Origin of the sequence: Bifidobacterium actinocoloniiforme DSM 22766 (genome assembly GCF_001263395.1) — a bacterium.
Taxonomy (GTDB): domain Bacteria; phylum Actinomycetota; class Actinomycetes; order Actinomycetales; family Bifidobacteriaceae; genus Bombiscardovia; species Bombiscardovia actinocoloniiformis.
This window is the reverse complement of sequence record NZ_CP011786.1, coordinates 697,274-710,427: the sequence shown is the minus strand read 5'-3', so window position 1 is coordinate 710,427 and position 13,154 is coordinate 697,274. Positions and strand designations below refer to the sequence as shown.

Below are 13,154 nucleotides of genomic sequence, written 5' to 3'. Positions count from 1 at the left end.
ACGCCATGGAGGACCCATCGCGGGTAGTCTGGGAAGGCTATGACACGAATGAACGCCTCAGACAAGCGCAGGGAACAGACCCAATCGCATCCCAAGACCAAGGGTTCGGCCCAAGGCCGGAACCGTCGTCCCTCGTCATCCCAAGAGGAGGACGAGGAGGCGGAATCCGGCTGGACCAAAGCCATCCTGTGGTTGCCCCGAGCTTTGGGCAAGGCGGTGCGGGCCCTGACCGGCGATACACGGTACGACCCCGCCTACAGCAGGGATGGTCTGTGCTTCCTGATCCTGATCGCAGCCATCCTCTTCTGCGCCTCCGAATGGTTCAGGGTGGATGGCGCCCTGGGCCGTGGGCTGCATTTCGTCGCCTCCGCCGCCCTGGGCCTGCCCTCGGTCATCCTGCCGGTCGCGTTGATCTGGGCCTTCTGGAGGCTGATCGCCCACTCTGGTAAGGGTTCGGGCAATGTCCACTCGCTGGGTGGCTTGATCCTCCTGCTCTGGTCGGTCTGCTCAATCCTTGACATCGTTATGATTTCGTCGATTCGCGGCTTCGACTTGGATGCGATTCGCCGCTCCGGGGGCCTGCTGGGATTCGTTGTCGGGTCGCCTTTGGCCTGGGGGCTTTCCCCTGTTTTCGCGACGATCATCTTCGCCCTGGTGGGTTTGTTCTCCCTCCTGCTCATCTTCCAGGTCCACATTGATGCCTTCCTGCGTCCGGTGTCCGCATGCTTCGGCGCCAGACGGGCGGATAAGGAAGCGGAGAGTGAGGGTGACCAGGAGCTCTTCCCCAACGAGGTGAGGGTGGGGCAGGAGACGCTGGCTTCCACGCCGGGCGTTCCCAGCCGCCTTGAAGGCGAGAAGAAGGGCGACACGCCGGCTCAGGGACCTTCGCCGCGCCGGGGGTGGCTCTCCCGTCTCCTGCACCGGGGTCGTAAGGGCCAGGGGCAGGACGGCCTGGACCACTACGAGGCCGACGATCCCTTCGACAAGGCGGCACAGGTACAAGGGCAGGCAGATCTGGTCCGCCTGGAGCCTGGGTCAAGTGCCGGCATGGAGCCAGTAAGCACGACTGCTGCCGAGGCCATGCCGGCGTCTGTGGCCGGCTCGGGTCCCGCTTTCCCGGGATTCCAGGACGCCGCCACCAGTTCCCTTCCGGCCGAGCCCGCGGCCCCTACGGTCACGCCAGCCCAGTTGTCCGGAGTAGGGGCAGCGGATCCTTGGGCCGCTGCGGCGCAAGCGGTCCGTGAGCTCGACCAATCGGCCGCGGGGGGCGTTGATGGTGGCCAGCGGGCTGACAGCCCGTCTGGGGCCACGGGGAGCGGAAGTCAGGAGGAGGATGAACCTCAGGCCCCCTATGTCCTGCCTTCGACCGACCTGCTGGTCCGGGGCAAGCCTCATGCGGCCCGGACCCAGGCTAATGACACGGTGATCAAGGCCCTTCAGTCCACTTTCCGCCAGTTCGACATCGACGCTACGGTGGTCGGCTTCCTGCGCGGTCCCTCGGTCACCCAGTACGAGGTGGAGCTTGGGCCTGGCGTGAAGGTGGAGAAAGTCACCAATTTACGACGGAACATCGCGTACGCGGTGGCCTCCTCGGATGTGCGCATCCTCTCGCCCATCCCTGGCAAGTCGGCCATCGGGATCGAAATCCCTAATGTGGACCGCGAGATCGTCCACCTGGGCGATGTGCTGCGCTCCCAGGAGGCCCAGGGCGACGACAACCCCATGCTGACCGCCGTGGGCAAGGATGTGGAAGGCCACTTCGTGACCGCCGATCTGACCAAGATGCCCCACCTACTAGTGGCCGGCGCAACCGGGTCAGGTAAGTCATCCTTCGTCAACTCCATGCTCACCTCCGTGATCATGCGCGCCACCCCCGAGCAGGTGCGGCTGATCCTCGTCGACCCCAAGCGGGTGGAGCTTTCGGCCTACGCGGGCATTCCCCACCTGCTCACGCCCATCATCACCGATCCCAAGAAGGCGGCGCAGGCCCTGGAATGGGTGGTCAAGGAGATGGACGCCCGCTACGATGACCTTCAATTCTTCGGTTTCCGCCACGTCAAAGACTTCAACCAAGCTGTTCGTGCGGGCAAGGTCCATGCCCCCGCCGGTTCCAATCGCAAGGTGGCGCCCTACCCCTACCTGCTGGTGGTGGTGGACGAGATGGCCGACCTCATGATGGTCGCGAAAAACGACGTGGAGTCCTCCATCCAGCGCATCACCCAGTTGGCCCGCGCCGCCGGCGTCCACCTGGTCCTGGCTACCCAGAGGCCGTCGGTTGATGTGGTGACCGGTTTGATCAAGGCCAACATCCCCTCCCGGTTGGCTTTCGCGACATCCTCCTCGACCGACTCGCGCGTGATTCTGGACGCCACGGGGGCCGAGACCCTGATCGGACAGGGCGACGCGCTCTTCCTGCCGATGGGCCAAGCCAAGCCCACCCGCGTCCAGGGCGCCTGGGTCTCCGAGTCCGAGATCCGCAAGGCCGTGGACTTCGTGCGCACCCAGCGCAAGCCCAAGTACCGCCAAGACATCGAGCAGATGGCCCAGGGCGAGGAGCGCAAGAAGGAGATAGCCGAGGACATCGGCGATGATATGGATGAGCTCCTTCAGGCTGCGGAGTTGGTCATCACCACCCAGTTCGGATCCACGTCCATGCTTCAGCGCAAACTGCGGGTTGGCTTTGCCCGGGCCGGCCGTCTGATGGATCTGCTGGAGTCGCGGGGGATCGTGGGGCCCTCCGAGGGTTCGAAGGCCCGGGAGGTGCTCATTCAGCCGCCGCAGCTCCAAGAGGCCCTGGCTTTCATTCGCGGCGACAGCGCGTCAATCGACCAAGCGCAGCCGCAGGGGGTGGATGCCGGCTGATTGTTCGCTCGGGGCTTTCGTTCTGGACGGGCGCCTAGGGTAGGATGTGCTGGTAGACACTCAAGGAGAGGTAATGCGGGATGATTCGCGGTCCAAGACGGACGGGCGCAGGCATAGCCTGCTCGATGGGTGGAGCAGTCCTCCCAATATCGTGACTTATGCCCGCATCGCGCTTGTAATCGTCTTCATTATCGTTGACATCCAAGCCGGGCCTTGGGGGGAGCGCGGCGTAGGCCGGCGCTGGGCGGCCACCATCCTGTTCATCGTGGCGGCTTCCACCGATAAGCTCGACGGGTACCTGGCTCGCAAGTACAACCAAGTCACCGAGCTGGGCAAGTTGATGGACCCGATCGCCGACAAGCTGCTCATCTGTTCGGCCTTGGTCGTCGCTTCGGTCTTCGGCGAGATCTGGTGGCTGGTCACCGCCCTCTTCCTGATTCGGGAGTTGGGCATCACCATCATGCGTTTCTTTGTCATTGACGCAGGCGGCCAGGTCATCGCCGCCTCCCAGGTTGGGAAGTTCAAGACCTTGTTCGAATGCGTCGGACTGGCCTTGCTCTTGGCCCCGCTGGGCCGCTTGGGCGTCTGGTATGTGATTTCGGCCAGGGGAGTGATTCTCCTGGCCCTGGCCCTGTGCTTGTACTCGGGCTTCGAGTATGTGCATGGCGTCCTGACGGGAGGTCGGCGATGAGTGAGCAGCAGGAGGGTTTGGCGACCGAGGTTCTCAATGCCTGTAGGAGGGCCGGGCTCTTCCTGGCTGGCGCGGAGTCGCTGACCGGGGGTTTGCTGGCCGATGCCTTTGTGAGTGTGCCTGGCGCCTCGGATGTCTTTTTGGGCTCGGCGGTCACTTACGACATAGAGGCCAAGGCCTCCATTCTGGGCGTGGATTCGGCCTTGCTGGCTGCGCACGGTGCGGTCCACCCCAAGGTCGCTGAGCAGATGGCCCTGGGCGCCGCCAAGGTTTACACACAGCCGGGGCGTGAAGGACGGGTGGTCGGCATGGCCACGACCGGCGTGGCCGGTCCTGGCCCCGATGGCGACCAGCCCGCCGGCCTTGTCTACATAGCGTTGGCCCTGCCCATTGGCTTCCTGCCCCAGTCGCAGGCCGCTGGCCTGGTTGTGGACGGCTACCACCTGCGCTCCTTCGAGCTGCGCTTGACGGGCTCCCGGCAGGAGGTCCGGCGAGGCACCGTTTCGCAAGTGCTCTTTCGTTTGGCGCAGTCCTTGGGCGCATCCGTGAGATAGGTCACAGGGCAAGCCCCTGGGTTTCATGCTGGGAATAATTCCCTGTCCCTATCGTTTGTGCCTGGTGATGATGAATACACCACAGGCGAAAGGGGATGCTATGAACAAGGCAGAGACCGTGTTGACCAGGTCCGAGGACAGGTTCAAGCTGAGTGCCACGGCTCCCACCCAGGACAGGAACGCTCGCGTGCGGGATTTGACGCCAGCGCAGCGGCGCGCCGTCGCCTTCGCTCAGCAGCAAGTGCTGCGGGCCAAGGCGGCCAAGAAGGCAAAGGAAGAGCGTCAGGCGAGTCTGAGCAAGATGTGGATGCAAGAAGATGGTGTGAGCGCCAGCCAGCAGGACGAAGCGCAGGGGCAGGATGATCAGCGTGAGGGCCAGGGGGTTTCGCTCCGGCAGGCTCTGGGCCATGTGCTGCGCGAGCTGCGTACCAATGACCACAAGACCCTGCGTGAGGTCAGTGAGAAGGCCGGCGTCTCGCTCGGCTACCTCTCCGAGGTCGAGCGTGGGCAAAAGGAAGCCAGCTCGGAGTTGTTGAGCTCTATCGCTGAGGCCCTCGGGTTGGGTGTGCCCCAGACCTTGCGTCTGGTGGCCGATTACCTGGAGACCCATCAGGGCTGATGGCGCGGTCGGGCGCCGATGACTGCGGCGGGGCGTGCGGTTCTTGAGAGCCGGATGCCCCGCCGTGTTCGTGCTTAAGGGTGAAAGGGAGGTGCAGTGAGGGAACGTGAATTCTGGACCTTGCTGGAGGAGGTCTTCGGCCGCGTCTACGGGCGGAGTTTAGCCGAGGACCAGCGCCTGGCGGCGTTGGATTCCATGACGGTTTACGAGGCCCTGGAGGCGGGTGTGGAACCCCGGGTCGTCTGGAACGTCCTGTGCGACCAGATGGAGGTCCCCGATCCCCAGCGTTGGGGCAAGGACCATAACGCGCCGCCCCTGCCGGCCGCCTGAGGTCATTTCGAACATTTGTTCGCATCTTCGGGTATGCTGGTAGCTGTCACGAGGGGTGGCCAAGCGCCGGCGGCGGGGGTTGATCACGTTCGACCACATTGCGCGAACAGCTGGCCATGGGGTCGAGCCTTCGTTTAGGGTGGGCCTGACGAAACGATTGATGAAGGAGAGCCAGATGGCACATCAGACCAACAGCAAAGCCAAGTCCAAGTCCAAAGTCGAGGATGTCGACGGCATGGATCCGCGGCGCAAGGCGGCCCTGGACACGGCTCTGGCGCAGGTGGAGAAGAATTTCGGCAAGGGATCAGCCATGCGTCTGGGCGACAAGCCGGTCCAAGACGTGGAAGTGATCCCCACTGGTTCCCTGGCTCTGGATATGGCTTTGGGCATCGGTGGCCTGCCCAGGGGCAGGATTGTCGAGATTTACGGACCGGAGTCCTCCGGTAAGACAACCCTGGCTTTGCATGCGGTGGCCAATGCCCAGAAGAACGGCGGGGTAGCGGCCTTCATCGACGCCGAGCACGCGTTGGACCCGGAGTACGCCCGCAAGCTCGGCGTGGACACCGACTCGCTGATCGTCTCGCAACCGGATAACGGCGAGCAGGCACTGGAAATCGCCGACATGTTGATCCGCTCCGGCGCCCTGGACGTGATCGTGATTGACTCGGTGGCGGCCCTGGTGCCCAAGGCCGAGATCGATGGCGATATGGGCGACAGCCATGTCGGCCTGCAAGCCCGACTGATGAGCCAGGCCCTGCGCAAGATGACCGGAGCGCTCTCCCAGGCCAACACCACCGCCATCTTCATCAACCAGTTGCGCGAGAAAATCGGCGTTTTCTTCGGCAGCCCCGAGACCACAACCGGTGGCAAGGCCCTGAAATTCTACTCTTCGGTTCGCCTGGACATCCGTCGGATTCAGACCTTGAAGAACGGTGACGAGGCCGTGGGCAACCGCACCAAGGTCAAGGTGGTCAAGAATAAGATGGCTCCGCCCTTCAAGATCGCCGAGTTCGACATCCTCTACGGGGAGGGCATCTCCAAGGAAGGCTCGGTCATCGACATGGCCCTCCAAGCCAATGTGATCAAGAAATCCGGTTCCTGGTTTACCTACGAGGGCGACCAACTGGGGCAGGGCCGGGAGAACGTCCGCCAATTCCTGAAGGACAACCCAGGGCTGACCCAGGAGATCGAAGACAAGGTCAAGATCGCCTTTGGTTTGAAGCCCAAGGCGGAAGATGGGGGCGCCGACGCTCAGGGTGGTGGAAACCAGCCTGCTGCGGTTGCCGATGCATCGGGGATTGAGAAAGCGCCGACCGAGGCCGGCTCGCCCAGTGCCCCTGTTCTGACGGCCCAGGCGGTCTGAGGATTCAATCGTGATTGAAGCGGCGGCCTTCCTTAAGGAGCATCCCCAACTGATCACGGAGCCGAAGGGGGATCCCACCCAGGGCGGTTCTGATGCCGCCCCCGATGACGACGCGACTGATTCGTCTATTTCCGGGCTTTCCTCCACGCGCAGCCGGGACGCTTCAGGCCCAGGTAGCCAGAGGGGTGCAGGGACAGGTGAAATCAAGTTGCCTCCGGCGAGGGGCGGTGGGCATTTCGGCGTCAGTGCAGCTGAGGATGGCCGCAATGCAGGTGTGCCTGCGGGCGGCCATGCTGGCGGACGTTCATTGAAAGGCAAGCATGGACGGCGATCTCAACGCTTGCCAAAACGCGGTGGGTTCGGCGCCCGAGGCTCAGCGACCGCCGGTGATGGCCCCCGTGACCCTGCGGATGCCGACGCCTGCCGTGAGGCCGCTCTGACGCTTTTGGACGCCGCCGCGCGCCCTCGTAAGGCGTTGGCCCAACGCCTGGCTGGCAAGGGGTACGACGAGCTTGTCATCGAGACGACGGTCAGTCGGTTGGAAGAGCTGGGCCTGGTCGATGACGAGGCCTACGCCGAGGGCTTCCTGCGCTACTGCTTAAAACGAAACCTTGGCGAGCGCGGGGCGGTACGCGAGATGGTCAGAAAAGGCCTGGAACGCCCCCTGGCTGAGCAGGTGGTGGCGAAGGCCGTCAGGCAGGGCCTCTTCATCGATTCGGCCTATGAGCTGGGGAGGAAAGTGGCCTGCAAGACCCAGGGCATGGACTTGCAAAAACGCAAGCGTCGGCTTTGGGCTGCCGCCGGACGCAAGGGCCATAGCCCGGAAGCCATCCGCCAGGTGGCGGCGGATTTGTTCACCAACGAAGACCTGTAAGGGGCTTGCTGCCCATGGGGAGATGAAGCGTGAGGCCCCTCATACCCCGGGTTCTGTCGTCCCCGAAGGGACGGATGGCCATCCATCTCGACCTGACGTCGCCGCCAGGCTCCAGCGGCCTACCCGAAGGCGGGGCGAGCAACCCTTGATGCCTTCTGCTTGGCCTTGCTCCCGATGAGGCTTGCCATGCGACTCCTGTTACCAGGAGCCCGGTGGTCTCTTACACCGCCCTTTCACCCTTACCCGCCTTGCGGTGGGCGGTCTGCTCTCTGTTGCGCTCTCTCTCAGGTCACCCTGGGCGGACGTTATCCGCCATCGTGCTCTGTGGAGCCCGGAAGTTCCTCAGCGGCCAGGAAGCCGCCGCGGCCATCGAGAGACCTCACGCCCCATCAGCATAGCCGATGGGGCGTGACCGCGTGTCATCAAGCGGGGGTCCTGCCTGCGGCCGGCAGGTTTCATCGGCTACAATCGGGGTAAGCCGGGATGTGTGGCAGCATCACCGGTCCCCGCAACGGGCCCGTCCCGTTCCTTGATGCAAGGAGGTCCACATGGACATCGTCATTACCGGACGCCATACGCAGATCAAGCAGAAGTTCCGTGACGTCGTCGAAAGCAAGATGAATCGTGTGACCGCTATCGCCCCCGACGCCCAGCGCGTCCAGGTCGTACTGACCCATGAGGGCAACCCCCGGCAGGCTGATTCCGCCAAGCGCGTGGAGCTGACAGTAATCGCCGGCAAGACCGTAGTCAGGGCTGAAGCATCCTCAGCCGATGAATTCGCGGCCCTGGACAGGGCCTTGGATAAGCTCACCCTGCGCTTGCGCCGCACCCGCGATCGCCGCAAGGACCACCGTCGTGGCCTGGAACACGCGCCACTGCCGATGGAGGTTGAAGTCGAGCAGCCCCAGGAGCCGGCCGAGGCCCCTAACCCCGATAACTCAGCCCAACAGGACGCTATGGCTTCCGACTTGGGCCCGGGGGAGTCGGTCGAAGTCCAGGTGGGCGACACTCCAATCGTGATCCGTCGCAAGCTCCACATTGCCGAGCCCATGTCGATTGACGAGGCCCTGTACGAGATGGAGTTGATTGGTCATGACTTCTTCCTCTTCGTCAACAAGGAGACAGGCCGACCCTCAGTGGTCTACCACCGTCACGGCTGGTCCTACGGCGTCTTCGAGATTGACACCCCCGAGAACGTAGCCGGCGGCAAAAAGTAACGACTGAGCAGGATCAGCGGGGCATTCCGCTGGGCCTCGCATTCACGGCGCCCAGGCGGGCAAGCCCGCTTGGGCGCTTCGCATACGCGCCAATCGCGCATGGGCCAGCTCACGACCGGGCTGGCATCCGAATAGTCATGAAGGCCTCGGCGTCATCGGGGTCAGCCCGGGATGGTCTGGTTGGAAGCCGCATGCGTTCGGGGCCGAGAGCTGGACCCACCGCCGGCCAGTCGAGAAAATCCGCCTCGTCGCGTAAGATGGGGACGGCTTTGGTCTGACCTGGGGTGAATCAGGCAGGTCCTGGGTATTGTTGGGAAGAACCATAGGGAGCGCAACGTGGTAGCAGTCTTGGACAAAGTCCTACGCATGGGCGAGGGGCACCAGCTTCGCAAGCTTGAGGGCGTGGCGAAGGCGACCAACGCTTTGGAGGATGAGATCTCCGCCTTGAGTGACGAGGAACTCAAGGGCCAGACCGCCAAGTTCAGAGAGCGCCTGGACAGGGGCGAAAAGCTGGACGACCTGATGCCCCAGGCTTTCGCCACAGTGCGTGAGGTCTCCAAGCGCACCCTGGGCCAGCGGCACTTCGATGTGCAGCTTATGGGCGGCGCCGCCCTGCACTGGGGCAATATCGCCGAGATGAAGACCGGTGAGGGCAAGACCTTGGTCGCCACCCTGCCCGCCTATCTGAACGCCTTGTCCGGCGAAGGCGTGCACGTGGTCACCGTCAATGATTACCTGGCCTCCTACCAGTCCGAGCTTATGGGCCGCATCTTCCGCTTCCTGGGCATGAAGGTCGGTTGCATCATCACGGACCAGAAGCCCGCTGAACGCCGCAAGCAGTACGAGGCCGACATCACTTACGGCACCAACAACGAGTTCGGCTTCGACTACCTTCGCGATAACATGGCCTGGGACAAGGCCGAGCTGGTCCAGCGCGGCCACCACTACGCGATCGTCGATGAGGTGGACTCCATCCTGATTGATGAGGCCCGTACCCCTCTGATCATCTCTGGCCCGGCCGAGGGTGACGTGACCCGTTGGTACCGGCAGTTCGCCAAGCTGGTTCCCCGGCTGACCCGTGACGAGGACTACGAGGTCGACGAGAAGAAGAAGGTCGTCGGCATTCTCGACCCGGGCATCACCAAGGTCGAGGACTACCTGGGCATCGATAACCTGTATGAGCCTGGCAACACCGCCCTGATCGGCTACCTTAACAACGCCATCAAGGCGAAGGAGCTTTTCCTGAAGGACCGCGATTACGTGGTCCAAGGCGGCGAGGTCCTGATCGTCGATGAGCATACGGGTCGCCTCCTGCACGGCCGCCGCTACAACGAAGGCCTCCATCAGGCCATTGAGGCCAAGGAGGGTGTGGAGGTCAAGGCCGAGAACCAGACCTTCGCCACCATCACCTTGCAGAACTACTTCCGCATGTACGACAAGCTGGCGGGCATGACCGGTACGGCCGAGACCGAGGCCGCCGAGTTCATGAACACCTACAAGCTGGGCGTGCTTCCCATTCCGACCAATAAGCCCATGGTTCGCAAGGATCAGGACGATTTGATTTACCGGACTAAGAAGGAGAAGCTGGCCGCCATCGTCAAGGATGTGGCCAAGCGTCACGCCAAGGGGCAACCGATTCTGCTGGGCACCGCCTCGGTCGAGTCCTCCGAGGTCGTTTCCTCCCTGCTGGACGTGGCTGGCATTGACCACCAGGTCCTCAACGCTAAGCAGCATGCGAAAGAGGCCGGGGTCGTGGCTGTCGCAGGCCGCAAGGGCGCCGTCACCGTCGCCACGAACATGGCAGGGCGAGGCACCGACATCATGCTGGGCGGCAACGTGGAGTTCCTGGCTGATGCCAAGCTCAAGGAGCAGGGTTACTCCCCGGACGACACGCCCGAAGAGTATGAGAAGCTCTGGCCCGAGACCTTGGAGGCCGTCAGGGAGCAGGTCAAGGACGAGCATGAGGAGGTCGTCGGGCTCGGTGGCCTGTACGTGCTGGGCACCGAACGCCACGAGTCCCGCCGGATCGACAACCAGCTGCGCGGTCGTTCAGGCCGTCAGGGCGACCCGGGCGAGTCCCGCTTCTACCTGTCGCTGGAAGACGACTTGATGCGCCTGTTCAACACCCAGCTGGTGGCGCGAGTCATGTCCAAGGGTATGCCTGAGGGTGAGCCGATCGAGTCCAAGTCCGTCTCCAAGGGCGTGCGCAACGCTCAGAAGTCGGTGGAGTCTCGCAACTACGAGATTCGCAAGAACGTGCTCAAGTACGACGACGTGATGAACAAGCAGCGTAAGGTCATCTACGCCGAGCGTCAGGCCGTGCTCCAGGGCGAGGACATCAGCGATGACATCCACCGCTTCATCGCCGACACGATCGGCTCCTACATCCACGGTGCCCAGAACGGCTCCGACAAGCCCGCGGACTGGGATTGGAAGGGGATGAGCGAAGCCCTGGGCGGCCTGTGCGGGATTAGCTTGAATGAGGACGATGCCAAGGATTCCTTGGGTAAGCTCAAGGGCGATAAGGCCGTCAAGAAGCTGCTGGATCAGCTGGTCGAGGAGGCGGACGGGCTTTACGCCAAGCGCGAGGAGGAGCTGGGCGCCGACTCCATGCGGCAGCTGGAGCGCAGGGTCGTCCTTTCCGTCCTGGACCAGAAGTGGCGAGAGCACCTCTACGAGATGGACTACCTGAAGGACGGCATCGGCCTGCGCGGCATGGGCCAGCGCGACCCCCTGGTCGAGTACCAGCGCGAGGGCTTCCAGATGTACAACTCCATGATCGACGCGATCAAGGAGGAGTCCGTCCAGCTTCTTTACAACGTGGATTTGGGCCAGGTAGCCGAATCCGAGCGTGCGATGGCCGAAGCTCAACGCCAGCAAGAGTCCAACGAGTCTGACCAAGAGGATAGCGAGGACATCAATTACGAGTCCCCGGCAGACCCGGACGCTGTTGATGACGACGCCGATGAACGGGCCACTGCGGCCGACCAGGACCGTCAGGAGCACGGTGAGGGCGAGGATAGCGAGGAAGCGGCTGGTCCCGTGGGCCCTGCCCCTCTGAGCCACGCCGAGCAAGCGGTCCCCGCCAGCAAGCGGCCTAAGGCTGAGGAAGAGCACACGCCCTGGGCCGACGGGCGCACCTTCCCCGGCACCTCGCGCAACGCTCCTTGCCCCTGTGGCTCCGGGCGTAAGTACAAGATGTGCCACGGGCAGAACGAGCAGTAAAGCAGCTCGCTAGTTAGCGGTCGATACCAGCAGGTCCCCTCCAGCGAAACCGGAGGGGACCTGCTTTATTCGTACGCCTTATCGGGCTCAGACCCGGGCTCCGTCATCATCCGGAGCGCGACGCTGGCGGAAGTCCCGACGCCCCGCGATTAGCCCAGCTATGCCGATCAGGGTGCACAGTCCGAAAACAGGCCCTAGGACGGACGGCGGATGGGGCAGGAAGAGGGAGGCGGCCAGGCCCAGGACCCCTATCAGGGTGAGAACCGTGTAAAGGATGCCAGTCGCCTTGGGGGCGCCTAAGTCCGGGTTCGGCGGAATGAAATCGGAGCTCTGGTCCATGACCTCATCCACATCCAGCCAGCTGGAGGAGAAGTCGCGCGGGCCGCGTCCTGCGCCTGGGCCACTGTCAACAAAGGCCGAACGGTCCAAATCCGAGGCTTTCAGGGCTGCCTGCTTGTCAGCCTTACGCGCCTTGCGCTCGAACTTGCGGGCCGTTGAGGAAGCTTCCACGTCGCCCAAATCCTCGCTGTGAGCCGCCAGGAAATCCTGCCAGTCGTCGCCGGTTCGACCGTCACCGCCGCGGTGAATCCCGGAAGGCGTTTTGGGCTTGTCATCGCCGTTGCTATCCTTGTGCTGGGTCATATACCCAAGAGTAACCGCGGCGGAAGTCATCCGCCACCCTGACTGGCCGACAAGGGAGGCTTTGTGCATTATTGGTTCTTCGTCAGGCTCTTAGGTCCCCTGGCCCGCGCATGGCTCCATCCGGATGTACGCGGTGTGGAGAACATTCCCAAGTCAGGACCGGTCATCATCGCATCCAACCACCTGGCCGTCATCGATGATGGCCTCCTGCCGGTGGCTTGCCCACGGATGATTCACTTCATGGCCAAGTCCGAGTACTTTACAGGCAGGGGTCTGAAAGGCCGCTTCAAGAAGTGGTGGTTCAGCTCGGTGGGCGTTTTCCCGGTGGACCGCTCGGGCGGTTCCAAGTCGTTGGGCGCACTGGAGAGGGCGCGCGGGATCCTTGAGCAAGGGCATATTTTCGGCATCCACCCTGAGGGTACCCGCAGCCCTGATGGTCGCCTCTACCGGGGGCACACCGGCGTAGCGCGCCTGGCCTTCGAGACCGGCGCCGTGATTGTGCCTGCCGCCCTGATCGGCACTAGGGAGCTTCAACGGCCCGGCAAGACCCTGCCCAGCCGGGGTAAGACCACGGTGATTTTCGGACGCCCCATCCGCGTGCCTCGCGAATCGGTCAACCAGCTGACCCACGAGGAGATCAGGAGGCTGACCGACCAGGTCATGCATGAGATCGACCGGATGAGTGGGCAGGAGTACGTGGACATCTACGCCCAAGTGGTCAAGAAGAGGATTCCGTCCAACTGAGGTCGCTCCGCCACCTGCCAGTGCGGGAGGTGC

10 protein-coding genes, 1 other RNA gene and 2 pseudogenes are annotated in these 13,154 nt (G+C 63.4%); 11 read left to right on the top strand and 2 right to left on the bottom strand.

Translation table 11 applies throughout. The features are described from left to right. Window positions 1–39 precede the first annotated feature (39 nt). From AB656_RS02830 to AB656_RS02800, 7 genes are all read left to right on the top strand, one after another. A complete protein-coding gene (locus AB656_RS02830) occupies window positions 40–2,862 on the top strand; it encodes an FtsK/SpoIIIE family DNA translocase (RefSeq protein WP_033504115.1) in 2,823 nt (940 codons plus the stop codon). Window positions 2,863–2,935: 73 nt separating this feature from the next. Then, window positions 2,936–3,553, top strand: a complete 618-nt coding sequence (gene pgsA / locus AB656_RS02825; protein ID WP_051905289.1) for a CDP-diacylglycerol--glycerol-3-phosphate 3-phosphatidyltransferase — start codon at window positions 2,936–2,938, stop codon at window positions 3,551–3,553. Then, on the top strand, window positions 3,550–4,107 hold the full coding sequence (locus AB656_RS02820) for a CinA family protein (protein ID WP_033504114.1): 558 nt from the start codon (window positions 3,550–3,552) through the stop codon (window positions 4,105–4,107). Before pgsA ends, AB656_RS02820 begins: the two co-directional genes overlap by 4 nt. A 100-nt stretch (window positions 4,108–4,207) precedes the next feature. Then, the gene (locus tag AB656_RS02815; protein ID WP_033504113.1) at window positions 4,208–4,726 is read left to right on the top strand and encodes a helix-turn-helix domain-containing protein; all 519 of its coding nucleotides are present in this window, start codon (window positions 4,208–4,210) and stop codon (window positions 4,724–4,726) included. A gap of 96 nt (window positions 4,727–4,822) precedes the next feature. Further along, complete coding sequence (locus AB656_RS02810; RefSeq protein ID WP_033504112.1) at window positions 4,823–5,056, top strand: DUF3046 domain-containing protein; 234 nt, start codon at window positions 4,823–4,825, stop codon at window positions 5,054–5,056. Between the two features lie 175 nt (window positions 5,057–5,231). Continuing rightward, entirely contained in the window at window positions 5,232–6,419 is a 1,188-nt protein-coding gene (gene recA / locus AB656_RS02805; protein ID WP_033504111.1) for a recombinase RecA, read from the top strand. 340 nt (window positions 6,420–6,759) lie between these two features. After that, window positions 6,760–7,293, top strand: a complete 534-nt coding sequence (locus AB656_RS02800; protein ID WP_051905428.1) for a regulatory protein RecX — start codon at window positions 6,760–6,762, stop codon at window positions 7,291–7,293. Window positions 7,294–7,319: 26 nt separating this feature from the next. Here AB656_RS02800 and rnpB read toward each other — a convergent pair. After that, window positions 7,320–7,675, bottom strand: an RNA gene (gene rnpB, locus AB656_RS07510) — RNase P RNA component class A. Window positions 7,676–7,841: 166 nt separating this feature from the next. On the opposite strand from rnpB, the gene hpf reads away from it, so the two are divergent. The 3 genes and pseudogenes from hpf to AB656_RS08215 all read left to right on the top strand — a co-directional run. Then, window positions 7,842–8,510 carry a ribosome hibernation-promoting factor, HPF/YfiA family gene (gene hpf / locus AB656_RS02795; RefSeq protein ID WP_033504109.1) on the top strand — a complete coding sequence of 223 codons (669 nt, stop codon included), beginning with the start codon at window positions 7,842–7,844 and terminating at the stop codon, window positions 8,508–8,510. A gap of 336 nt (window positions 8,511–8,846) precedes the next feature. Continuing rightward, a pseudogene (gene secA, locus AB656_RS02790) lies at window positions 8,847–11,405 on the top strand (preprotein translocase subunit SecA); the annotation flags it as partial. A gap of 141 nt (window positions 11,406–11,546) precedes the next feature. Further along, window positions 11,547–11,735: pseudogene (locus AB656_RS08215) on the top strand (SEC-C metal-binding domain-containing protein); the annotation flags it as partial. Window positions 11,736–11,822: 87 nt separating this feature from the next. Here AB656_RS08215 and AB656_RS02785 read toward each other — a convergent pair. Continuing rightward, entirely contained in the window at window positions 11,823–12,377 is a 555-nt protein-coding gene (locus tag AB656_RS02785) for a hypothetical protein (protein WP_033504154.1), read from the bottom strand. A gap of 63 nt (window positions 12,378–12,440) precedes the next feature. Here AB656_RS02785 and AB656_RS02780 point away from each other — a divergent pair, with 63 nt between their 5' ends. Continuing rightward, window positions 12,441–13,121: a lysophospholipid acyltransferase family protein gene (locus tag AB656_RS02780; RefSeq protein WP_033504106.1), complete on the top strand. Its 681-nt coding sequence runs from the start codon at window positions 12,441–12,443 to the stop codon at window positions 13,119–13,121. Window positions 13,122–13,154 lie beyond the last annotated feature (33 nt).